The sequence below is a fragment of the Mesorhizobium sp. M3A.F.Ca.ET.175.01.1.1 genome, assembly GCF_004791945.1.
Taxonomy (GTDB): Bacteria; Pseudomonadota; Alphaproteobacteria; order Rhizobiales; family Rhizobiaceae; genus Mesorhizobium.
In genome coordinates this window covers 31,356-51,901 of the sequence record NZ_SRTP01000005.1, presented here as the reverse complement: position 1 = coordinate 51,901, position 20,546 = coordinate 31,356, and the positions used below count along the sequence as shown (strand labels likewise).

Here is a 20,546-nt window from a genome sequence, read left to right as displayed (position 1 = left end):
TCAGACCAGAAGCTGCTCTATCCTGATCGGCAGATCGCGGATGCGTATACCTGTTGCGTGATAGACCGCGCTGGCAACGGCGGCGGCCGTGCCGACATTGCCCAGTTCCCCCAATCCTTTGACGCCGGCCGGATTGACCGCGTGGTCGACCTCCGGCACCAGGATCACCTGCAGGTCCTTGATGTCGGCATTGACCGGCACGAGGTAGTCTTGGAGATCGCGGTTGACATAGCGCGCATAGCGCCTGTCGATCTCGGTCGCTTCATGCAGCGCCTGGCCGATGCCCCAGATCATGCCGCCCATCAGCTGGCTGCGGGCGGTGCGCGTGTTCATGATGCGGCCTGCCGCGAATGCACCGACCATGCGAGGCACGCGGATTTCACGCGTGTAGCGGTTGATCCGGACCTCGACGAATTCGGCGCCGAAGGCATATTTCACCGAATCCTCGTCCTGCTCGCCGCCATGGAATTCCGACTGGCCGGCATAAAGCTTTTTCAGCGCCTCGGGGCTCGCGCCCTTCGGCGCAAACTCGGCATATTCCTCGATCGCGCCGACTTGCATGAGCTTGAAGACGTCCTCGATCTTGGCCGCAGCGCCGCCTTCCGCCGCGATCTTGCCATCGGCAAAGGCCAATTCCTCGTTGTGCGAGCCGGCAAGGGGCCCGCCTTCCTTCGTCGCGGCGGCTACGAGCTTGCTCCGGATCGCGTCGCAGGCCTTCAGCACCGCCGAGCACACGCTCGCGGTGGAGATCGATCCACCCGACACCGGCGCCGGTGGCAGGCTGCTGTCGCCCATCTCGACAGCCACCTTGTCGATCGCGACACCAAGGCGCTCGGAAGCCATCTGTCCGGCCACCGTGCGGATCCCGGTGCCGATTTCATGCGAGCCGCATTGCACCCGCACGCCGCCGTCGGAAGCTAGGCGCACGCGCGACGCGCAAGGGGCGACAGCGGTCGGATAGATCGCCGTGGCGCAGCCCACGCCGATCAGCCAGTCTCCCTCGCGCATCGCGCCGACTCCAGCATCCCGCTTCGCCCAGCCAAAGGCTTCGGCAGCCTGGTCATAGCACTGGATCAGCGAGCGGCTGGAGAACGGCCTCTTGCCGATCGGCTCCAGCTTCGGTTCGTTGATCCGGCGGAATTCGACCGGATCCATGCCGAGCGCCACGGCCATCTCGTCCATGGCGTTTTCCAGCGCGTAGACATACGGCGTCTCGGGCGGCGAGCGCATATAGCCCGGCGTGTTGCGGTCGGCCTGCACCAGCGAGACATGCGTCAGCACCGAGCCGTAGTCGTACATGCGGCTGGTCGCCGAAGTGCCGCCGACCACGTAGGAGTCCGGGCGTGACGTCACTTCCCAGCCTTCGTGGGCGAAAGCGGTGATGCGCCCGTCCCTGCCGGCGCCGATGCGGATGCGGTGGCGGGTTTCGGCGCGGTAGGTCTGGGTACCGAAGGCCTGCATGCGGCTCGTCACGCAGCGCACCGGCCGGCCAAGCCGCTTGGCGGCAACGGCTACGATCGCGGTGCGCGGCGTCATCGGCCCCTTCGAGCCGAAGGCGCCGCCGATGAAGGGACTGACGATGCGCACATTGGCCGGTTCGATCTTCAACTGCCTGGCGAGCTCCACCTTCCAGCCGGTGACGTTCTGCGACGGTTCGTGCACGATGAGCTGATCGCCCTGCCAGAGCGCCGTCGTCGAGAACAGCTCGATCGGATTGTGGTGCTGCGTCGGCGTCGAATAGCGAGCATCGATCTTCATCGCCGCTTGCGCATAGGCGGCATCGAAGTCGCCCGCTTTCACATCTTCCTTGTACATCGGGCTCTTGCCCGCGGCGGGAACGGTCTTCGTGCCCGCGCTGTCGAAGCTCGCGCTCGGCTTCTCCTCTTCGTATTCCGCGCGGATGAGTTGCGCGGCCTCTTCGGCCGCCTCGAACGTCTCGGCAACGGCGAGCGCGATGATCTGGCCGTCATGGAAGATCGTGCGGTCATGCAGCGGCCCGATCGACGTGGCGCCGGAGTTGCCGAATTTCGGCTTCTCGATCTTGTCCATGTCGCCATAGGTGACGATGTCGAGCAGGCCGGGTACCGCGCGGGCGTCATCCAGATGAAGCTTCGTCACCTTGCCCTTGGCGATGCTGCTGGTCGCCAGCGCGCCATAGGCGATGTTGGCTGTCGGCAGGTCCGCCGGATAATGCGCCTGTCCCGTGACTTTCAGCCGAGCATCGATGCGCGGCAGCGGTTCGCCCATGTTCTCCTTGGGCCTGGGAGCAGCTGCATTCATGTCACACCTTCATGTCACGGGTTTCCAGCAGCGCCCGCACCAGCGCTCGCTTGCCGAGTTCGATCTTGAACGCGTTGTGCCGGCCGGGATTCGCATGCGCGAAGGCGGCTTCCGCTGCTGTGCCGGCCGACATCTCGTCGAGCTTCTTGCCTTGCAGGGCTGCTTCCGCCGCGCTGGCGCGCCATGGCACCGTCGCCACGCCGCCCAGCGCGATCCGGGCCTCGCGAACGCTGTCGCCGTCGAGATCGAGCGCGACCGCCGCCGAGGCCAGCGCGAAGGCGTAGGATTGGCGATCGCGGATTTTCAGGTACATTGAACGCGCCGCCCACGGGAGGGCCGGCACCTCGATGGCGGTGACGATCTCGTCCGCCGCCAGTTCCGTCTCGATATGCGGCGTGTCGCCGGGCAGCCTGTGCAGCTTGGCAAAGGCAATGTTTCGCGCACCGCGCGAACCCTCCACACGGACCACGGCATCGAGCGCGATCAGAGCCTGGGCGAAGTCGCCGTGATAGGTTGCGATGCAGGCCTCGCTGGTGCCGAGCACTGCATGCTGGCGGTTGAAGCCTTCCATCGCCGCGCAGCCCGAACCCGGCACCCGCTTGTTGCAGGCCCAGGAAGTCTCGCGGAAATACTCGCAGCGCGTGCGCTGCAGCACGTTGCCGGCAAGGCTTGCCATGTTGCGGATCTGGCCGCTTGCCGCCAGTCGCAGACTGTCGGCTATGACCGGATAACGTCGTTTGACCTCGCTGTCGTCGGCCGCCTCTCCCATCCGCACCAGCGCGCCGAACCGAATTCCGTTGTCCCCGACCGTGATCTCCCGGAGCGCAGGCTCGTCCAGCCGATTGAGATCCAGCAGCCGGCTCGGCTGCGCGACGCCGAGCTTCATATAGTCGGCGAGATTGGTGCCGCCGGCGATGAATTGGGCGTCGGCCCGCGTTGGCTGATCGCCATCGGAGGCAAATCGGGACGCGACGGCGACGGCGGTGCGAATGTCCTGCGGCTGTTCATAGATGAAGGGGCGCATGTCAGGCTCCCCTCGTCTCTTCACGCGCCTGCACGACGGCCGCGACGATGTTCGGGTAGGCCGCGCAGCGGCAGATGTTGCCGCTCATATATTCGCGGATATCGTCTTCGGAGCCGGCGTGGCCTTCGTTGACGCAGCCGATGGCCGACATGATCTGGCCCGGCGTGCAGTAGCCGCACTGGAACGCGTCGTGATCGATGAAGGCCTGCTGCATCGGATGCAGCTTGCCGTCGCTCGATGCGAGCCCTTCCACCGTCGTCACCTCCCTGCCCTGGTTCATCACGGCGAAGCTCAGGCACGAGAGCACGCGCTTTCCGTCGACCAGCACGGTGCAGGCGCCGCACTGACCGTGGTCGCAGCCCTTCTTTGTGCCGGTCAGGCCGATATGGTCGCGAAGCGCATCGAGCAGGCTCGTCCTCGTATCCAGCGAAAGCTCGTAAGGCTGCTTGTTGACCCGCAGCGACAGGACGGCCGGCTCCCGCAGTTTCGACGCGGGTGCAGGCTGCGCCTCGGCCTTCGGCGGCGCCGCCAGCATCGGCGCGGCCGCGGCGACCGAAGCCGTGCCGGTCATGAAACGTCTTCGGCTGAGGCCAGTCGCGCTCGAGGTGGAGGTTCGGGACATGGCTCGCTCCTGGCTGGCTTGTATCGGGCGCTAACCTTTCAGCCGGCGTGTTGTTCCGGATTGATCGGTCCGAAACTCAGGCCGCTCACGCAGGAGTGACCGGCCCGTGGGGGAGCGCCGACGCCGCTGCCTCGCCTTTGGTAAGCGCCGAAGGAGCAGGCTGGGAGGTCGGACCGCGCTGCGCCCGCTCTCAGCTCCAGCTCGACAGGACTGTTTCCATCTCGACAGTTTCCACCTGCTGCGCGAAACGCTGATGGTAGACCGTCATCAGCGCGTCATGCGTGGCATCCGAGGAGCTGCAGAGCGCATCGGTGACCAGCACGACGCGATAACCGATGTCGATCGCGCCCAGGACCGTTGCCAGCACGCAGACGTCCGTCTCGCCGCCGGTGACCACCAGTGTGTCGATCCGGCGGGCGGCAAGCAGCGCCTGCAGCCTGCCCTCAGGCCAGGGGGAATAGACATGCTTGTCGATCACCTGCGCCGGCGGATAAAAAGCCGACAGCGGCGGCAGCAATTCGATCATCTCCCGGCCGACATTCTCGATCGTCATCGACGCCCAGCGCTCATAGTAGCGTCGCCAGCTGCCGACGCCCTGGCCGGGCCTCTCAGCCGGCACGAAGCGCGTGAAGATCGTCTGCTCGGCCTTCCTCTCGACAAGGCTGACAATCCTTGGCAGCACGCGGGTGATCCAGGGTGTCGCCCATTCCGATGGTTCGGCGAACAATCTTTGCATGTCGACGCAAAGATGCGCGCAATGCGTGCCGAGAGGACCATAGGTCAAGCCTGGAGCTGACATCAGGGTAGCAGCCGCGCTCGCTTCCCGCGGGACGGGGAAAACTGCGGGCGTCTCGATGGGGCGGAGCGGTATCTGGGAGTCAAGGTTTCATCCTCGGCAACAGTCGGACCAACGCTTTGCTTTGAAACCCGTTCCGCCCGGAAACCACATCCGCCCTCGAAACGTTCAAGCTGGATGAAAATGTCCGAAAATCCCGCCCAAGCCGCTCCTGTCGAACGCACAGGCGGATGCCTCTGCGGCAGAATTCGCTATCGCGTCACTGCAGATCCGCGTGTTCATTATTGCCATTGCGATATGTGCCGGCGCGCGACCGGCAGCGCGTTTGCCGTGCTCGCTTGGGTGCCGTTGGCCAGCCTGTCCTGGCGCGACGAAGAACCGGCCTACCGCCGATCCTCGCCGCTCGCCCGCCGCGCCTTCTGCCAAGCTTGCGGTTCTCCGCTTAGTCTTTCCTATGACGCGACGCAGGACGAGATCGCGCTCCACGTCGGAACTTTCGACGATCCCGCGGAACTGGAGCCTCGCTACAACTATGGATCGGGGCAACGGCTGGCATGGGTCTGCTGCGGCATCGACCTCCCGCATCACGACGCGGAAGAGCGATGGTAGCGGCCCCGAGGAATGGCTTCCCGCTGCCTCTGGACACGCCTCCCATGGAAGCGCGCACCGCCGATGAGCTGCCCGAGGAGAAAGGCACGTGGCAATACGAGCCGAAATGGGATGGGTTTCGCTGCCTCGCCTTCAAGGCCAGCGAAGCAGTGGACCTCAGGGCGAAGTCCGGCAAGCCGCTTGGCCGCTATTTCCCCGAACTCACAGCCATGCTGCGCGGTGTCGATGCGAAGAACTTTGTCATCGACGGCGAGATCGTCATCGAGATCGAGGGCCGCGCCTCATTCGATGCGCTGCAGATGCGGCTTCATCCAGCGGAGAGCCGGATAGCCAAGCTCAGCTTGGAGACGCCGGCGCAGTTGATCCTGTTTGACACCCTCGTCGCAGCCGGCGGCAGGCTGGTGCTCGAAGAGTCTCTGGCGGAGCGGCGGGCGGCAACAAAGGAGTTTGTGGCGAAGGCAGGCATATCCTCGCTGCGGCTCTCGCCATCCACCACCAACCTCGCAACCGCCCGGAAATGGCTGCAGGGCGCCGGTCATGGTTCGACCGATGGGGTCGTCGCCAAGGCGATGGCCGAGACCTATCGGCCGGGCGAGCGCGCGATGATCAAGGTCAAGCGGCTGCGCACGGCCGACTGCGTGGTCGGGGGATTCCGCTACCTCAACGGCAAGCAACAGGTGGGTTCGCTGCTGCTGGGTCTCTACAACGAACGCGGCCTGCTCGACCATGTCGGCTTCACCTCGACCATCGCCAATGACGAGCGGGCCGCGCTCACGGACAGGCTGGAGAAGCTGCGCGGCGGGCCGGGCTTCACCGGCAAGGCTCCGGGCGGGCCGAGCCGCTGGAGTACCGAGCGCAGCGGGCAATGGGAGCCGGTGCGGCCGGACCTCGTCGTCGAGGTCCGTTTCGATCACGTCACCGGCGACCGCTTCCGGCACGGAACAAAGCTGGTGCGCTGGCGGCCCGACAAGGCGCCGCGCCAATGCACGTTCGAGCAGATCGCGTAGGTCTCATTCGGCATGCTGTCGGGCACCACGGTGATTGGAGAGGTGTCACGCCTGGAAGGCGAACAGGTCCGCGTCGGCGTCTTCGCCGCCTCTGATCGAGGCCGAGACGATTTCGGAGGCGATCTGCGAAAAGAGGATGCCGTTGCCGCCATACCCCATTACCGCATGGACCCGCGGATGGCTTGGCAAAGTTCCTATGACGGGCAGGCCCGTGGTCGTCGAGCCAAACGAACCGCTCCAGGCAAATTCAGCCTCTGTGTCAAGCTGCGGGAAAATCCGGCCGAGTTTCCCGGCAAGGCGAAGCGTCTTTTCGGGTGTCAGGCTGTCGCGGCGCTCCTCGTCGGAAAAATCCTCATCCTCACCGCCACAGATGACGCGCCCGTCGATCGTCGCGCGGATATAGAGATACGGATCGGATGCCTCCCAGATCAGGGTCGTGCCCGGCCAGAGCTTCCCGGGTTGCCGACACGTCGCGATCGCCCAGGTCGAGATGACGCGGTGAGACACGTGCGGCACGATTTTCAGCAGCTCGTATCCAGTCGTCAGGACGAGGTGCCCCGCGCTGATGATTGGGCCGTGCCGCGTCGCAACCATCACGCCGAGGCGACCATCCTCGACCGCTGTCGCCTCCGCCGGAGCATAGAAGCGGGCCTTTCCTTTCAGCGTCTCAAGCAACAGTCCCGCGGTCAGCTTTCTCGGATCGAGGGCGAGATTGTCATGACTGAGAATTGCCGCCGCACGCCCGATGCCGAATTTTTCCAGCAAGGATGCACGGGATAGAAACCTTGCGCCGATGCCGACCTCGACGCGCGCTTGCGCTTCCTTGCGCAACTCGGACGGACCGAGCGTGTTGCCGGCGAGGTAAAGCGAGGGCGTGCTGGCCGCTTCGCAGCTGATGTCGAGTTCGCTGATCCGCCCTCGCAGATTGAGAAGGCCTAGACGTGACCTCCGCCATGCCCTGCGGGCGGCTGCGGCGCCGATCATAGCGGACAGCCTCGTCAAGGGTTGGTCGATTTCGAACTGCACCAACGCCGTCGTTGCAGCCGTCGATCCCTGGACCGGTCCGCGCCGGTCGATGCAGACGACGGAGTGGCCGTCACGCGTCAGCGCTTGCGCCATCATTGCGCCGCTGATGCCCATTCCGACGATGAGCACGTCCGTCTTGAGATCGCGAATGAGGCGGTTCACCGGCACATCGGGCGACCGATAGGCGGACCATACAGGCGTGCCGCTTCTGAGATCCAGCTTGCGATGCATGAAGTGTTCCCCGACTTTCAACCATAAGTCGGGGGACGCTTTGGCGTTCCACGCGCCACCATTGGGGAAGCACCTTGCTGCGGGCTGAAGGAACAACCGCCTGCCTGAGCGGTTCCTCAATGGAGGCTAGAATTGGAGGAACAAGGATGGACCCGCGCAACAAGCAACGATCGGCAAAACAGGACGAAGCCGAGGCTCCGGCCATCGAACAGCAGGATTGGGATACCCTTGAGGGCAACAGGATTCTGCCCGACAGCGTCGCCGTCAACGGCGACCCGCAGGACGATGTCGAAGCGGAGGGGACCCTCCCCGAAGAAGACGATGACAATCCCTACCAAAACAGCGACGAAGCCCTTCCCGAGGACGAGGAGGAGCGCGTCCTTTCGCGCGACCCGTCCAAGGAAGGAAGCCGGTTCGACGAGGTCTGACCAGATCAATTCCTGGGAAAGTGCGCAGTTGTTTTCCGTCGCAATGCCGCAAAACCAAACACTTGGAGCGGTTTCTTGTGAGAAGGTGAACCGGTCTGAATCCCGCCGGCCTCAAGCCGACTTGCGCTTGGCCTTGCTTTGCGCGCTCGGCTTGATGCCTTCCTTTGCCAGGCTCTTGCGCAGAACCGCGGCCAGGTCGATGACGTTCTCGCGCGGCTTCGGCGCAGCCTTCGGTGGCTTCTTGCCCTTGCGCTTGGCCTCGATCATCGCGATCAGCGCCTGCTCGTAGGTGTCCTCGAATTTCGAAGGATCGAACTTGGTCACCTTCTTGTCGATCAAAAGACCCGCGATTTCCAGCAGGTCCGGATCGTAGCTCTGCTTCTTCAAGCCTTCGAAGACGCTGTCCTCCGAGACCATTTCGTTGCGGTCGCGCAGTTCGGTGAGAAGCATGCCCTTGCCGAAGGGCTGGATCAGAACTTCGCGGCCGCGCTGGTAGAGGACGACGCAGGAGCGTGCTGCGACCCGCTTGTTCTTCATCGCCTCGCGCAAGACGGTGAATGCCTCCAACGCGGCGGAATCCGACGGCACCAGATAATAGGGCTTTTCCAGATAGCGTGTGTCGATCTCGGCGATGGGCACGAACTCGCCGATTTCCAGCGTGTGTTCGGAAGTCAGTTTCAGCGCCTTGATCTCGTCAGGCTCTACCTGGATGAAATCGTCCTTGTCGGTCTCGAAACCCTTGACCTGGTCCTCGGTGTCGACCGGCTCTCCGGTCTCTTCGTCTGCATAGACGCTTTTCACCGGCAGGCTGTCCTTGCGGTTCAAGATCCTGAAATGGATCTTCGACGCCTCGCTCGTGGCTCCGACGATCTTGACGCCGCAGGAAACCGACCCGACCTTCATGAAACCTTTCCAGACTGCGCGCGGCGCTGCCATTGCCCTTACCTTTCCCTTTGGCCGCCACCGGCATGCATTGGCGGCTCCTCGTTTTCATCCGGATTGGGCAATGGCGTCTCGTCAGGCAATTCATCCAGCGGCGGCTCCTTGACCGGGTCGGGCTTCCAGGTCGGAGCCGGCATCGGCGTGTCGCGGTCTGGATCTGGTTGTCTGGGGTCAGGCATTGAGGTCTTCCGTTGGTCACCGGCAAAACTCATGTCCGCCCGCATGGTTCCGAAGGGTGCCGCGGCCGCCGCGGGGCCGTTCAGATTTCAAGCAAGGCGTAGGGGCGGCCCGTCGGCTTGGTGACATGCTTGGCGACGTTGTAGACCCTGGCGCCGCCGGGAGTCCGGCCTTCGTAGGAACCGCGATGGGCGTGTCCGTGCACGACCGCGCTCACCTCGAATCGGTCGATCGTCTCGGCCAGCCGCGAGGATCCGAGGAACGGGAAGATTTCCAAGGGCTCGCCGGCAACGGTCTCGGCGATCGGAGCATAGTGCAGGATCACGAGCGTGCGCTTGGCGCGGACCTGGCGCATGGCATTCTCGAGCCGCATCGCCTCGTTGACGCTCTCGGCCACCATCGCCTTGATCGCGGGCTCGCCGAAGGAGCCGAGCATTCTGGGGCCGAAGCCGCCGACGAATCCCTTCACGCCGACAAAGCCGACATCGTTCAGTTCGACCGCCTGCCCGTCCAGGAGATGGACGCCGGCCTGGCGCAGCGTTGCCGAAACCTGTTCGACACAACCGCATTCGTAGTCGTGATTGCCGAGCACCCCGACGACGGGGATAGAGCATGCGCGCAGCTCCTCAGCCAGCAGCTCGGCCTCCCGGGGCTTGCCGAGGTTGGTGAGATCGCCGGTGAGGACAAGGACATCGGCTTCCCGAGACACCTCCCCAAACAGCTCGCGATAGGAGATGTCGGCATCTTCCTGGACATGCAGGTCGCCCATGGCGGCGACTTTGATGGTCCCGTTCCCGTTCGGCTTCGCTGATTTGGTCGGTTCAGGCATCACGTAGCTCTCCCACACCGCCGACGCCCGCAAACCCCCATTCCTTGACGTCGATCTCATAGTCGAGCTGCGACAGAAGCCGGCCGCGACAGACCTTGGTCCGTGAGGGCGGCAGCAGCCGTTGCCGCGCAAGCCGTTCCAGCAGATCGTCGAGCAGCCAGTCGGGAATGCGGTCGCGCTCGCTGGGATAGATCCATCGGAAACTGAGCAACTGCATCAGCAGCACTTCCCAATGGACGTCGAGATAGGTAAGCAGCCTTTGCCAGTCGATCTGGTCATGCGCTTTCAGGATCGTATGGGCGATATCGGCGCCGTCGTGGCGGCCTCTGTCCTGGATGAAGCATTTCGACCAGATCAGCTCGGTCGGACCGATGATCCTGACCCGGCTTCCCAGCAGTTCGATCTGACGGGCATGTTCCAGCCACTGGTCCTCGACCTGCATGGTGCCGTTGGCCGAAGCAAAGATCACGTCGAAGAAGTGCTTGCCATCGAAGACCTTTCCAAGCCAACGCTCGTCCCTGATCTCGACCGCATGGCCGATCTGCTTGAAATGGGCCAGAATGCGCGGACAGTCCCCGGCCTTGCAGAAGATATCGAGATCCTTGGTCGCACGGACAACGCCTGTGTAGGCGCTTACCGCATAGGTGCCGGCGACGAGAAAGGGAATGTCGGTGGCGGCGAGTTCGCGGATTGCATGCGTGTAGAAGGCTTCCGCCTCAGCGCTTTTTAGCGTCGGCTCGGCTTTGGCGTCGATGGCTGGAAGTGACTCCAACACGCCCGTCAACTCATCGTTGCCCATGAACCACTCCGGCTTCGGACCTTGTCCGTCTGCTCGATAACAGCCGGCGCCCTGGCTTGTTCCGTTGTCGGGTATTTCGTCCAGACCCCGCGCAATCGCGGCCAAGGCGGCAACGATCAAAACCTAAGCACCGCCCGTCTGCTCTACAACCAAGCGAAAACAATGCCTTAAGGGCTATGAGCTTATCTGGCGCTCTAGTCTTTTTGCTCGCGATACAAACGCTCGGCGCCACGGTCGCTTTCGCGCCGCTCTACCAGTCCTCTGCGGCGACGGGTGGCGAGCGCATAGATGATCACAAGCAGAAGAATAACCGGCCCGCCGATCACAGCGAATGTCCACAAATCGGTGCCGAACATGACTTTCCCTTCCTGGTCGAAAGTGGCTGTTCCAGCAACCATGCGCTGGTCCTGGCTAACCGGCGAAGGATGGAAATGTTCCGGTTCGCCGGGCCGACGCCAATGCGCCGTTCAATGCCCGCGTCCGTGCTCGACCAATTGGAACCGGTAGCGATCGCGCACGAACTCGTTGAAGAACCGCCCTTTCGAGAAAGCAGATTTGAAGGCCGCATAAGTTTCGGGCTCGACCTCTTCATAGTCGTAGCGGTCGCCGCTCGGAACGAACCACACCGAAAGCGTCCTCGTCGCCGGATCATAGTGCATGTTGCGTATGGCGGTTGAAGGCATCTCCGGCATCCAGCTGGCGAATGCGTAATGCCCCGGCCGCTCCCTCGGTTCCGGGCAATGGGCATGATCATGCTGGTGGTGAAGCCTTGCAGGAAACCCTGAGCTCCCTATCTGGCAGCCATGCCAGCAATGAAACCCAGAACTATGACGTCGGCCCGGCAGGGCGATCTGTTCGCCCCCGCAGCCAGCTTGCCGCAAGGCTTTCTCTATCGGCCGGATCTGATCACGCGCGCCGAAGAAGACGAACTGGTTCTTCGCCTCGCCGGTCTGCCGTTCAAACCTTTCGACTTCCACGGTCATCTGGCCAACAGGCAGGTCGTCGGCTTCGGTTTGCGCTACGGCGCAGGAACGGCGCGAGATGGGATCGGGAAACGATCGAGGTCGAACCAAGATCCGCCTATCTTATGGGCGGTCCGACGCGCGATGAATGGGAGCACAGCATTCCGCCGGTGGACCAGCACCGCTACTCGGTCACCTTCCGGACCTTGAGGCCCAATCCGTGACTTCCTACGAGGCCGGCGCCGCCGACGTCACCCGCCAGACGGTGTTGCCGACATCGTCGGCGATGAGCAGCGCGCCGGATTTGTCGACGGCGACGCCGACCGGCCGGCCCCTCGCCTCGCCCTTGTCGTTGAGGAAGCCGGTGACGACATCCTGCGCCATGCCGTTCGGATGGCCGCCGCTGAACGGCACGAAGACGACCTTGTAGCCGTTGAAGCGCTGGCGGTCCCAGCTGCCATGCTCGCCGACGAAGGCGCCGCCCCGATAAGCCTGCGGCAGGCTCGTGGCCGTGTAGAACGCCAAGCCCAGCGGCGCGACATGCGAACTCAGTGCGTAGTCGGGCGCAATGGCCTTGGCCACCATGTCCGGCCGTTGCGGCATGACGCGCGGATCGACATGCTGACCGTAGTAGCTGTAGGGCCAGCCGTAGAAGGCACCGTCCTTCACCGAAGTCATGTAGTCCGGCACAAGGTTCGGACCGAGCTCGTCACGTTCGTTGACAACCGTCCAGAGCGCTTTGCTCGTCGGCTCGAACGACAGGCCGTTCGGGTTGCGCAGACCGCTGGCGAAGATGCGCGACCGGCCCGTGGCGCGATCCACCTCCCAGATCGCCGCCCGGTCCTTTTCGGCCTGGATGCCGTTCTCGGTGATGTTGCTGTTCGAGCCGACGCCGACATAGAGCAAAGAGCCATCGGGGCTCGCGACCAGGCTTTTCGTCCAATGGTGGTCGATCGGACCGCCCGGGAGGTCCGTCAGCACCTTGCCCGGCGCGGTGATCTTGGTGTCGCCCGGCTGGTAGGGGTAGCGCACGATTGCGTCGGTGTTTGCCACGTACAGGTCGTTGCCGACCAGCGCCACGCCGAAGGGCGCGTTGAGGTGGTCGAGGAAGACGCCCTGATATTCAGGCTTGCCGTCGCCATTGCTGTCCCGCAGCAGGGTGATGCGGTTGCTGGACCCGGTGTTGCCGCCGGAAGTCACCCAGGACTCGACCCAGCCCATCACGATGTCTTTCGGCCGTTTGGCCGATGCTTCGTCGGGGGCTTTCGATTCCACAACGAGAATGTCGCCATTGGGCAACACATACAGAGACCGCGGATGCTGGAGGCCTTTGGCCAGGGACTGGATCTGCAGGCCCTGCGCGACGGCGGGCTTCTCGTCGTTCTTCCAGCCGACGACCGACGCCAGATGCATCGGTGGGAACAGATACTGGCGTATCTCCGGCAGTTTCGGATTTGGACCGATCTGGTCCTTCGGGTCCGTGTTGTCGTCGCTGCACCCGGCTGCGCCCAATGCGGCCGCACTCAGCAGCGCCGCCGTCGTCCATCTGATGGGTCCTTCAAATCGTCTCATCGGCCACTCCCACATGATGGCGATAGACCAGCCCCCAGCCGAGCCAGCCGGTGAACAACAGGATGACCACCACCAGGGCCGACAGGATCAGCCCGGTCGGGACCACGGAAGTCCAGGCGTCGCGCGTATGGACAAGCATGTTGAGGAAGGCGAGCACGAGCGCCACGAGATTTCCCCCCATGTGCAGCCATGCGGTCGGCTGCTCGCGTATGCGGCTTTCCCCGAGAAGATCGATCAAGCCCGCAAGGGCCGCCAGAATCCCGACGATGACACCGACCGTGACCAGCCAGGCCGAAAAATTGGCCCATGTCATTTCCGCGGTTCGCCAGTAGACGATGTCGGTGAGCAAGGTGCCGACAAAGCACGCGATGGGTATCGTGACAAGCATGGGATGGACGGGATGACCGGCTATTCTTGCCGTTGATCTTGGGTTTTTCATGCGGAAGCTCCTTTCCGCCAGACGCCGCGTTGGATTCAACAAGGCAGACAGGCGAATGTTCCTCCGAACCTGTTCCCGCGCTTCACTTGATCGTGAGGATTCGCTTGCGCCTGCGCGCCTCAGGCGGCATGCATCGGCAAGACATGGAAGCGTATGTCTAATTCCGCTTTAGGCCCGCGTGCGAATTGCGCGAAGAGGGATCTGGGCATCGAAACTGAGCCCCGTCGGCTCGATGCGCAAATCCACCGACGCTTCGAGTTCGTAAGGCAGCGTGCGGTGAAGGACCTCCCAGCCGAAGCCCTGTCGCGACGCCGGCTTCAGATCCTGCAAGCCGTTCTCGGTCCAGGTGAGCCGAAGCATGTCGTCATCATTGACGTTCCATTCGATGACGATCCGCCCTGCACGGTTGGAAAGCGCGCCATATTTCACGGCGTTTGTCGCCAGTTCATGCACGGCCAGACCGATGGTCTCGGCAGCCTTGGCCGCGAGCGCCAATGCGGGACCATTGATGGTCAGGTTCTCACCTTCCTTGGCCCCTGCGGCGCGCAACTCCTCCGCGATGATCGGCGCCAGTTCGACTTCGGACGAGCGATTGCGGGTGACAGCCGCCTGCACGCGCGCAAAAGCATTGATACGCCCGTCGAGATGCGCGGTGGCTTCGTCCAAGGACTCGCTCTGCTCCATGGTGCGCCGCACGATGGAACGGATCACCGCCAAGGTGTTGCGCACATGGTGCTGCAGTTCGGCAAAGCGTGCCTGCTGCTGTTCCCCGGCCTGTCTGAACCGGGTGATGTCCTGCCCGATGCCGCCGATATGGGCCACCTTGCCGGTCTCGTCGCGTATGGGGAAATCGGTGTCGCGCAGCCATCGCACCTCGTTGTCGCTCGGCCGGCATATGCGGTATTCGAAGACCACGCGCTCACCGTCGCGAACGCGCCGGATATGGGCAAGCACGTGATCGCGGTCCTGCGGCACGACCAGGTCGATCCATCTGGCAAAATTGTCGCCGGCAAGCGCCTTCTCTCGCGGCAGGCCATAGATCGCGTCGAATGCCGGTGTCAGGTACTCCCATTGCAAGGTCTCGGCATTGCGGATCCACAAAACGTCGGAAGCCGCCTCGCCGAACTGCCGCAGGTTTTCTTCGCTTTGGCGAAGGCGGACCTTGGCGCCTGCCCGCTCGTGCAAGGCCGCCCGAATTTCGGTCAAGTCGCGTTCGCGATGTTCATCTGCCGGGGTCTTGGACATCACTCCTCATTGGCATCGAGATGCCGGCCTTCCCGGTCAAGATGCAGATAGTTCGGATTGAACAACGCTGCGTCCTGCAGCGCCTTGAGATTGGGGATCATCAGGGTTCGATCTTTGAGGATGATGAGGTTTGATGCCCGCAATTCCTGCAATGTTCGATTGACATGCACCGTCGACATGCCGAGCGTCTCGCCAAGCTCGGTTTGCGTCAGCGGGAATTCGCAGCTGTTGTCACTGGTGCAGCCCGCGGCCTCAAGCCGAATGAAAAGTTCGCACAACAGGTGCGCCATCCGCTCCAGCGCATCGCGCTGGCCAAGGTTGACGGTCCACTCGCGCTGGATTGCCGCCGCGACCAGGGATTCCCACCAAAGCGCCTGGGTTATGCGGGGATGGCCGATCATCATTTCATCGAAGGACGTCCGCGAAATTTCGGAAACCGCCACCGGCGTGATCGCGCCGATCGAATGATCCATTTCCTTCAGGATGAACACATTGAGATCGCAAAGGTCGCCCGGCAGGAAGAAGGCGATGATCTGGCGGCGGCCGTCTTCCAGCGTCTTGTAGCGGCAAGCCCATCCTTCGTTGATAAGATTGATGAATTCCGGCTTCTCGCCCTCGTGGATGATGTCTTCGCGCGCGGCAAAGCGGCGCACGCGCTGCGCCGCGATCCTGACCAGCATTTCCTTGTCTGCCAGGGAAAGCCGCGTGAATTTTTCAAGCTTGCGGATCAGAGGCCGTCTCATCGCGTTGTCCTCTTGACCTGATACATCGATCGCGCGGCGTTTGACCTATCCTATGTTAACGTCGGGTGGTCGCACCGCAGTCCAAGGGTGGTTGTCCAGGAGACTCGTCATGGAAAATCCGCTTGCGATGCTCCGCGTGCTCGTGGCCGAAGACGAGTATTTCATCGCTCAGGATATCACGAACAGCCTTGCGTTGCTTGGAGCGACGGTGGTTGGCCCGGTCTCGAGCGGCAACAAGGCCCTGCGCGCCATCGCAGAACTCGATATCGACGCCGCGGTGCTGGACCTTAATCTCGAAGGGACCATCGACTTTGCGGTCGCCGACGAACTCACCCGCAGGAATCTTCCGTTCGTCTTCGCCACCGGCTACGACCCCGCCGTCATTCCCCCTCGTTTCGCCAGGATCGGCCTGTTCGAGAAGCCGTTCGACACCGCAGAATTGGCGCGGCACCTTCTTGACGTGATGCGTGACGATCCCCAGCCCGGCGCGAGCAATTGACCAAGTTGAGCTTGCCGCGCCGGCCCGCCCACCAGGTGGGCAGGGGCCGGGCCGGCTTGAGCTGGTTGCCACCATTGTCAGCCAAGATCCGAAACTAACTGAAGCCGGAAGTCGCGCCATAACCCTCGTTAACGATGCCTACCTGCATGTCGCGCAAAAGTGTGCAGCGGTTTTTGCGAAAACGACATGCATAAAGACAAAGCCCTAAGGCGCGTCGCCGGGATCCGTTTCAGCGCGACGCGCTTTAAAACCAACGATCCAGGTCTGCGACATCCGCGACCAGACGTGGCCGGCGGCAGCACCGTAGCCATAACTATTTGCTTGGCAAGCAGTGCTTCTCGGGGACAAACTGGCCAATCTGCCAGCCAGCCTCAAGGGGAATCCAAATGACCGCCAATGTGTTTTCCGGCTGCATGCCGGCGCTGATGACGCCCTGCACGAATGAGCGTCTTCCCGACTTCGACGCGCTGGTGCGCAAGGGACGCGAACTGATCGTCGCCGGCATGTCGGCGGTCGTCTATTGCGGTTCGATGGGCGACTGGCCGCTGTTGACCGACGCGCAGCGGATGGCCGGCGTCGAGCGCCTGGTTGAGGCCGGCGTGCCGGTGATCGTCGGCACCGGCGCGGTCAACACCGCCAGCGCCGTCGCCCACGCCGCCCATGCCCACAAGGTCGGTGCCCGCGGCCTGATGGTGATCCCGCGCGTCTTGTCGCGCGGCCCCTCGGTGGCGGCGCAGCGCCATCATTTCAAGGCCATTCTGGCGGCCGCGCCCGATCTGCCGGCGGTGATCTACAACAGTCCCTATTACGGCTTTGCCACGCGCGCCGATCTGTTCTTCGCGCTGCGCGCCGAGCACCCCAACCTGGTCGGTTTCAAGGAGTTCGGCGGCCCGGCTGATCTGCGCTATGCGGCCGAAAACATCACCAGCCGCGACGACGAGGTGGCGCTGATGATCGGCGTCGACACCGCCGTCTTCCATGGTTTCGTCAATTGCGGGGCTTCCGGCGCCATCACCGGCATCGGCAACGTGCTGCCGAAGGAAGTGCTGCACCTGGTGGGCCTGAGCCAGGCGGCGGCGAAGGGCGATGCCGAAGCGCGCCGCCTCGCCCAGGAGCTGGACGCCGCGCTGGCCGTGCTCTCCTCCTTCGATGAAGGCCCCGACCTGGTGCTCTATTTCAAGCACATGATGGTGCTCAAGGGTAACCCCGAATACCGGCTGCATTTCAACCAGACGGATGCCCTGAGCGACAGCCAGCGCGGCTATGCCGAGCAGCAGCTCAGCCTGTTCGATACCTGGTATGCGCAGTGGTCGCGACAGCCGCAGATGGCGAGATACGCCGCCTGATCATGGACGCGGCGCCGGGCTCGCCCGGCGCCGCCGCTTCGCGACGATGATTTGATGTTCGCGCCGGGGAAGCAGGCGGAGTCTGATGGCCCCGCCAACAACCCTGCCGCAGGCTCGTCATCCCAGGCCCGGCCCGACCCAGGCGGGCACCGTGGCGCGACACTGCTGCGGCGAGAGCCCGTTGAAGGCTCTGAAGCACTTTGCAAAGTGCGAGGCGGACATGAATCCGCAGGCGATGGCGACATCGATGATGGGCATTCGCGTGCCTTCGATCAGGCGCTTGGCATGATCGACTCTGATCCGCAGGTAATGGCGCACTGGCGGCAGCCCCAGATGCACCGCAAACAGTCGTTCCAGTTGGCGGCGCGATATCCCTGCCCGGTCCGCCACCTCGTCCATGGGGAGCGGGAATTCGACGTTCTCCTCCATGATCCGCATTGCCATCACGAGCTTGTCGCTCACGCCGGTAAAGGCGAGACCCGAAGGCCCGGTCTGCCGGTTCGATCCTGAGCGCTGACCTTCGACGGTCGCGTGCCGGCACACCTCCTGCGCCACATACCTGCCTGCATGGCTGCCGATCAGGTCGACGGCAAGGTCGAAGGCGGCCAGTTCGCCGGCGCAGGTCGAATACTGCCCATCCTTGACGAAGAGAGAGTCGCGGATGCGCGGCTGGTTGAACATTTCTGAAAAAGCGGCAAGCCGCGACCAATGGATCGTGCAACGCGTGCCTGCCAGGAGACCGGTCTGGGCAAGCAGCCATGTCGCGGTTCCGACGGCTGATATCGCAACGCCACGGCGCGCCATCACCCGCAGAAACCGATTGAGTTGCGGGGTCAGTTGCCGCTCTACCGGTTCGCCTGCAACGACGGCAAGCTGGCCAAGTCTACGATCCTGTGGGTTGGAAGTCAGCTCATCGACGGTGACGTCAACGGGAATGGCGAGGCCGTTGGCGCCCTCGACCGGGCGCGCATCCAGGCCCGCGATCCGCCATCGGAAAAGCGGCAATCTCGATACCGTGTTGGCGATGCGGAACGGCTCGATGTAGGCGTGCAGCGCCAGATGCGAGAACCCCGGCAGCACCAGGACCACCAGGTCGAATGGCCGTTCCGCCGCCGCCGAAATTTCCGGCGTCGCCAACGACCTCATGGCGCTGATGTTGGCGGGTGCGTTCATCCGTATGTGACCAACGGTTTGCCGGACATGGCGTTCTGATCCTCGGCGTCTTCGTCCAGATACACCGGATGCGTGACCCTGCTGCGATAGACGCCGCCCTTGACCGGCAGCTGCGCCGCATAGACGTTGATCCGGTCAATGCGCACGCTCAGTAGTCCTCGTTCAGCGCGTCCACCGCCGGGATCTCGCGCGATCGACGGTCGATATAGGCGCGCAGTTCCTCGTCTTTCGCAATATCGAGAGTGGGCCCTTCATACTCGGCCAGCAGCCGACGGGCATGCTCAAGCGCCCGCTGCTTGATGTCCTTGGAGCCGTCCGCGTACCACTGCTCGATCGAGTTGTTGTCGAAAAGCTTTGGGATGAAGAAGGCCCGCTCGAAATTCGCCTGCGTGTGGGGGTGGCCGAGATAATGGCCGCCCGGGCCGACGTCGCGCACGGCAGCAAGAGCTTCGTCGAAGTCGTCCCACTGGACGCCCTGCGTCATGCGATAGCCCATCGAGCAGACCTCGGCGTCGACGACGAACTTCGCGATCGAGCAGTGCATGCCGGCTTCGTTCCAGCCGGCCGAATGCCAGATGTAGTTGGCGCCCGACATCAGCACCGCCATCATGGTCATGGCGCTTTCATAGCCGGCCTGCGCATCGAAGACCTTGGCGCCCCCGAGCAGGTTGGATGTGCGCCAGGGAACGTTGTAGCGGCGAGCCATCTGGCCGATCATGAAATTCATCAGCGAGATTTCCGGCGTTCCCGCCATCGGCGCTCCCGATTGCATCGACACGGTCGACAGATAGTGCCCATAGATTGCGGGGCAGCCTTTGCGGATCACCTGCGTGTAGGCGAGCGCCGAAAGCGCCTCCGCGTTGAGCTGCGCCACGGCCGCCGCCGTGGAGGCCGGCGTGTTGGCGCCGCCGAGAACGAAGGGCGAGCACAGCACCGGCTGGTTGCGCCGGCAGAAAGCGCGCATGGCGCCGAGCATGACCTGGTCCCAGACCAGCGGTGAATTGCCGTTGCAATTGCCCGTCGCCACCGCATGCGTCTCGAGAAAGCCTTCGCCGAAGAGGATCTCGCACATGTCGAGCACATCCTCGGCATTCTTGGGCGAGGTGGTCATGCCCATGAACATCTTGTCCGAATGCTTCATCGACGAATAGGTGATGTGCAGGTGCCGATGCGCAACGACAATGTCCATTGGCTCGACGATGTGGTGCGCCGACGAATGCAGCGCCGGCATCATGTGCGCCAGCTTGTGGAAGGTACCGAGGTCGGCGATCGTCGGGCCACGCCTGACGTCGTCGAGGTCGCGCATGTAGGGCGCGCCGGTCATCGGCACGAAAATCGACTTCGGCCCACCGAGTTCGACATTCTTCGCCGGATCGCGAGCGAAGTATTCGATCTTGGAAGGAATGGTCTTGATGAGTTCCATGACCAGGCCGCGGTCGAGATGGACGCGGTCGTCCGCGCGCACATCGGCCCCTGCCCTCTTCCAGTCCTCGATCGCGATCGGATCGCGAAACACCACGCCGACCTCTTCGAGGATCGCGAGCGAAGCCTCGTGGATACGCTCGACCTGCTCGGCATCCATCGGCTCCACAACCGGCAGGCCCCGCTTCAGCGTCGGCAGCATGTCGATCTTCGGTGCCGTGCGGATCGTGCGCCGCGCTTCCCGGCCGCCTCTACGAGAAACTTGCAGTTGAGCAGTCATACCGGCCTCCAGAAATAGCAACGCGGCCCGTTTGAGCCGGTCGGAACTATTGCCGGAGCCAGGAGATTTGACCAACTGCAAAAGTCTCACGCGTC

General features: G+C 63.4%; 23 protein-coding genes and 1 pseudogene. 6 read left to right on the top strand and 18 right to left on the bottom strand.

The genetic code is table 11. The features are described 5' to 3' along the window. The 4 genes from EN818_RS13995 to EN818_RS13980 all read right to left on the bottom strand — a co-directional run bounded on the left by EN818_RS13995 (window position 1) and on the right by EN818_RS13980 (window position 4,725). A complete protein-coding gene (locus EN818_RS13995) occupies window positions 1–2,280 on the bottom strand; it encodes a xanthine dehydrogenase family protein molybdopterin-binding subunit (RefSeq protein WP_135904658.1) in 2,280 nt (759 codons plus the stop codon). A gap of 1 nt (window position 2,281) precedes the next feature. Further along, complete coding sequence (locus EN818_RS13990) at window positions 2,282–3,304, bottom strand: xanthine dehydrogenase family protein subunit M (RefSeq protein ID WP_095808586.1); 1,023 nt, start codon at window positions 3,302–3,304, stop codon at window positions 2,282–2,284. A 1-nt stretch (window position 3,305) separates the two neighbouring features. Beyond that, window positions 3,306–3,926, bottom strand: coding sequence for a (2Fe-2S)-binding protein (locus EN818_RS13985; RefSeq protein ID WP_095808585.1), 621 nt, complete (start codon window positions 3,924–3,926; stop codon window positions 3,306–3,308). Between the two features lie 190 nt (window positions 3,927–4,116). Next, a complete protein-coding gene (locus tag EN818_RS13980; RefSeq protein WP_095808584.1) occupies window positions 4,117–4,725 on the bottom strand; it encodes an isochorismatase family cysteine hydrolase in 609 nt (202 codons plus the stop codon). 174 nt (window positions 4,726–4,899) lie between these two features. On the opposite strand from EN818_RS13980, the gene EN818_RS13975 reads away from it, so the two are divergent. Continuing rightward, window positions 4,900–5,331: a GFA family protein gene (locus EN818_RS13975; RefSeq protein WP_095808583.1), complete on the top strand. Its 432-nt coding sequence runs from the start codon at window positions 4,900–4,902 to the stop codon at window positions 5,329–5,331. Then, window positions 5,325–6,338, top strand: a complete 1,014-nt coding sequence (locus EN818_RS13970) for an ATP-dependent DNA ligase (protein WP_095808582.1) — start codon at window positions 5,325–5,327, stop codon at window positions 6,336–6,338. The genes EN818_RS13975 and EN818_RS13970 overlap by 7 nt, the downstream gene beginning before the upstream one ends. 45 nt (window positions 6,339–6,383) lie before the next feature. On the opposite strand, the gene EN818_RS13965 is transcribed toward EN818_RS13970, so the two are convergent. Beyond that, on the bottom strand, window positions 6,384–7,595 hold the full coding sequence (locus EN818_RS13965; protein ID WP_095808581.1) for an FAD-binding oxidoreductase: 1,212 nt from the start codon (window positions 7,593–7,595) through the stop codon (window positions 6,384–6,386). 146 nt (window positions 7,596–7,741) lie between these two features. Here EN818_RS13965 and EN818_RS13960 point away from each other — a divergent pair, with 146 nt between their 5' ends. Then, window positions 7,742–8,023 (top strand): hypothetical protein, encoded by a 282-nt coding sequence (locus EN818_RS13960; RefSeq protein ID WP_095808580.1) that lies wholly within the window; start codon window positions 7,742–7,744, stop codon window positions 8,021–8,023. Window positions 8,024–8,134: 111 nt separating this feature from the next. On the opposite strand, the gene EN818_RS13955 is transcribed toward EN818_RS13960, so the two are convergent. The 6 genes from EN818_RS13955 to EN818_RS13930 all read right to left on the bottom strand — a co-directional run bounded on the left by EN818_RS13955 (window position 8,135) and on the right by EN818_RS13930 (window position 11,453). Further along, entirely contained in the window at window positions 8,135–8,959 is an 825-nt protein-coding gene (locus EN818_RS13955) for a Ku protein (RefSeq protein ID WP_095808579.1), read from the bottom strand. A 5-nt stretch (window positions 8,960–8,964) separates the two neighbouring features. Beyond that, the gene (locus tag EN818_RS13950) at window positions 8,965–9,144 is read right to left on the bottom strand and encodes a hypothetical protein (protein ID WP_095808578.1); all 180 of its coding nucleotides are present in this window, start codon (window positions 9,142–9,144) and stop codon (window positions 8,965–8,967) included. Between the two features lie 80 nt (window positions 9,145–9,224). Beyond that, on the bottom strand, window positions 9,225–9,971 hold the full coding sequence (locus EN818_RS13945; RefSeq protein WP_095808577.1) for a metallophosphoesterase: 747 nt from the start codon (window positions 9,969–9,971) through the stop codon (window positions 9,225–9,227). After that, window positions 9,964–10,770 carry a nucleotidyltransferase gene (locus EN818_RS13940; protein WP_095808665.1) on the bottom strand — a complete coding sequence of 269 codons (807 nt, stop codon included), beginning with the start codon at window positions 10,768–10,770 and terminating at the stop codon, window positions 9,964–9,966. The genes EN818_RS13945 and EN818_RS13940 overlap by 8 nt, the downstream gene beginning before the upstream one ends. A 194-nt stretch (window positions 10,771–10,964) precedes the next feature. Beyond that, window positions 10,965–11,168: a hypothetical protein gene (locus EN818_RS13935; RefSeq protein WP_129553856.1), complete on the bottom strand. Its 204-nt coding sequence runs from the start codon at window positions 11,166–11,168 to the stop codon at window positions 10,965–10,967. 69 nt (window positions 11,169–11,237) lie between these two features. Further along, entirely contained in the window at window positions 11,238–11,453 is a 216-nt protein-coding gene (locus tag EN818_RS13930; RefSeq protein ID WP_095808663.1) for a KTSC domain-containing protein, read from the bottom strand. 144 nt (window positions 11,454–11,597) lie between these two features. On the opposite strand from EN818_RS13930, the pseudogene EN818_RS33620 reads away from it, so the two are divergent. Next, window positions 11,598–11,956, top strand: a pseudogene (locus EN818_RS33620) (hypothetical protein). 4 nt (window positions 11,957–11,960) lie between these two features. On the opposite strand, the gene EN818_RS13920 reads toward EN818_RS33620, so the two are convergent. From EN818_RS13920 to EN818_RS13905, 4 genes are all read right to left on the bottom strand, one after another. Continuing rightward, complete coding sequence (locus tag EN818_RS13920) at window positions 11,961–13,304, bottom strand: sorbosone dehydrogenase family protein (RefSeq protein ID WP_095808575.1); 1,344 nt, start codon at window positions 13,302–13,304, stop codon at window positions 11,961–11,963. Then, window positions 13,291–13,743 (bottom strand): DUF2231 domain-containing protein, encoded by a 453-nt coding sequence (locus EN818_RS13915; protein ID WP_095808574.1) that lies wholly within the window; start codon window positions 13,741–13,743, stop codon window positions 13,291–13,293. The genes EN818_RS13920 and EN818_RS13915 overlap by 14 nt, the downstream gene beginning before the upstream one ends. A gap of 168 nt (window positions 13,744–13,911) precedes the next feature. Continuing rightward, a complete protein-coding gene (locus tag EN818_RS13910; RefSeq protein ID WP_095808573.1) occupies window positions 13,912–14,988 on the bottom strand; it encodes an HWE histidine kinase domain-containing protein in 1,077 nt (358 codons plus the stop codon). Continuing rightward, window positions 14,988–15,731, bottom strand: a complete 744-nt coding sequence (locus EN818_RS13905; protein WP_165350009.1) for a Crp/Fnr family transcriptional regulator — start codon at window positions 15,729–15,731, stop codon at window positions 14,988–14,990. Before EN818_RS13905 ends, EN818_RS13910 begins: the two co-directional genes overlap by 1 nt. A 109-nt stretch (window positions 15,732–15,840) precedes the next feature. Here EN818_RS13905 and EN818_RS13900 point away from each other — a divergent pair, with 109 nt between their 5' ends. Together EN818_RS13900 and EN818_RS13895 are read left to right on the top strand one after the other, a co-directional pair. Next, window positions 15,841–16,230, top strand: coding sequence for a response regulator (locus EN818_RS13900; RefSeq protein ID WP_095808572.1), 390 nt, complete (start codon window positions 15,841–15,843; stop codon window positions 16,228–16,230). A 386-nt stretch (window positions 16,231–16,616) separates the two neighbouring features. Then, entirely contained in the window at window positions 16,617–17,576 is a 960-nt protein-coding gene (locus EN818_RS13895; protein WP_095808571.1) for a dihydrodipicolinate synthase family protein, read from the top strand. Window positions 17,577–17,693: 117 nt separating this feature from the next. Here the strand turns inward: EN818_RS13895 and EN818_RS13890 are convergent, their stop codons facing one another. From EN818_RS13890 to EN818_RS13885, 3 genes are read right to left on the bottom strand one after another with little or no spacing between them, the layout of a single operon-like run. Beyond that, entirely contained in the window at window positions 17,694–18,749 is a 1,056-nt protein-coding gene (locus EN818_RS13890) for a GlxA family transcriptional regulator (protein WP_095808570.1), read from the bottom strand. Beyond that, window positions 18,746–18,895: a hypothetical protein gene (locus EN818_RS32685; protein ID WP_165350008.1), complete on the bottom strand. Its 150-nt coding sequence runs from the start codon at window positions 18,893–18,895 to the stop codon at window positions 18,746–18,748. Before EN818_RS32685 ends, EN818_RS13890 begins: the two co-directional genes overlap by 4 nt. Before the next feature lie 2 nt (window positions 18,896–18,897). After that, window positions 18,898–20,451 (bottom strand): trimethylamine methyltransferase family protein, encoded by a 1,554-nt coding sequence (locus EN818_RS13885; RefSeq protein WP_095808569.1) that lies wholly within the window; start codon window positions 20,449–20,451, stop codon window positions 18,898–18,900. Window positions 20,452–20,546: the final 95 nt, after the last annotated feature.

What these genes read in the sequence shown, in the direction of transcription:
- EN818_RS13915 (WP_095808574.1), bottom strand. Translation starts at nt 13,743, where the DNA reads ATGAAAAACCCAAGATCAACGGCAAGAATAGCCGGTCATCCCGTCCAT.
- EN818_RS13995 (WP_135904658.1), bottom strand. Translation starts at nt 2,280, where the DNA reads ATGAATGCAGCTGCTCCCAGGCCCAAGGAGAACATGGGCGAACCGCTG.
- EN818_RS13940 (WP_095808665.1), bottom strand. Translation starts at nt 10,770, where the DNA reads ATGGGCAACGATGAGTTGACGGGCGTGTTGGAGTCACTTCCAGCCATC.
- EN818_RS13985 (WP_095808585.1), bottom strand. Translation starts at nt 3,926, where the DNA reads ATGTCCCGAACCTCCACCTCGAGCGCGACTGGCCTCAGCCGAAGACGT.
- EN818_RS13930 (WP_095808663.1), bottom strand. Translation starts at nt 11,453, where the DNA reads ATGCCTTCAACCGCCATACGCAACATGCACTATGATCCGGCGACGAGG.
- EN818_RS13950 (WP_095808578.1), bottom strand. Translation starts at nt 9,144, where the DNA reads ATGCCTGACCCCAGACAACCAGATCCAGACCGCGACACGCCGATGCCG.
- EN818_RS13900 (WP_095808572.1), top strand. Translation starts at nt 15,841, where the DNA reads ATGGAAAATCCGCTTGCGATGCTCCGCGTGCTCGTGGCCGAAGACGAG.
- EN818_RS13885 (WP_095808569.1), bottom strand. Translation starts at nt 20,451, where the DNA reads ATGACTGCTCAACTGCAAGTTTCTCGTAGAGGCGGCCGGGAAGCGCGG.
- EN818_RS13890 (WP_095808570.1), bottom strand. Translation starts at nt 18,749, where the DNA reads ATGAACGCACCCGCCAACATCAGCGCCATGAGGTCGTTGGCGACGCCG.
- EN818_RS13970 (WP_095808582.1), top strand. Translation starts at nt 5,325, where the DNA reads ATGGTAGCGGCCCCGAGGAATGGCTTCCCGCTGCCTCTGGACACGCCT.
- EN818_RS13975 (WP_095808583.1), top strand. Translation starts at nt 4,900, where the DNA reads ATGAAAATGTCCGAAAATCCCGCCCAAGCCGCTCCTGTCGAACGCACA.
- EN818_RS13905 (WP_165350009.1), bottom strand. Translation starts at nt 15,731, where the DNA reads ATGAGACGGCCTCTGATCCGCAAGCTTGAAAAATTCACGCGGCTTTCC.
- EN818_RS13935 (WP_129553856.1), bottom strand. Translation starts at nt 11,168, where the DNA reads ATGGTTGCTGGAACAGCCACTTTCGACCAGGAAGGGAAAGTCATGTTC.
- EN818_RS13960 (WP_095808580.1), top strand. Translation starts at nt 7,742, where the DNA reads ATGGACCCGCGCAACAAGCAACGATCGGCAAAACAGGACGAAGCCGAG.
- EN818_RS13910 (WP_095808573.1), bottom strand. Translation starts at nt 14,988, where the DNA reads ATGTCCAAGACCCCGGCAGATGAACATCGCGAACGCGACTTGACCGAA.
- EN818_RS13990 (WP_095808586.1), bottom strand. Translation starts at nt 3,304, where the DNA reads ATGCGCCCCTTCATCTATGAACAGCCGCAGGACATTCGCACCGCCGTC.
- EN818_RS13955 (WP_095808579.1), bottom strand. Translation starts at nt 8,959, where the DNA reads ATGGCAGCGCCGCGCGCAGTCTGGAAAGGTTTCATGAAGGTCGGGTCG.
- EN818_RS13980 (WP_095808584.1), bottom strand. Translation starts at nt 4,725, where the DNA reads ATGTCAGCTCCAGGCTTGACCTATGGTCCTCTCGGCACGCATTGCGCG.
- EN818_RS13965 (WP_095808581.1), bottom strand. Translation starts at nt 7,595, where the DNA reads ATGCATCGCAAGCTGGATCTCAGAAGCGGCACGCCTGTATGGTCCGCC.
- EN818_RS13920 (WP_095808575.1), bottom strand. Translation starts at nt 13,304, where the DNA reads ATGAGACGATTTGAAGGACCCATCAGATGGACGACGGCGGCGCTGCTG.
- EN818_RS13945 (WP_095808577.1), bottom strand. Translation starts at nt 9,971, where the DNA reads ATGCCTGAACCGACCAAATCAGCGAAGCCGAACGGGAACGGGACCATC.
- EN818_RS13895 (WP_095808571.1), top strand. Translation starts at nt 16,617, where the DNA reads ATGACCGCCAATGTGTTTTCCGGCTGCATGCCGGCGCTGATGACGCCC.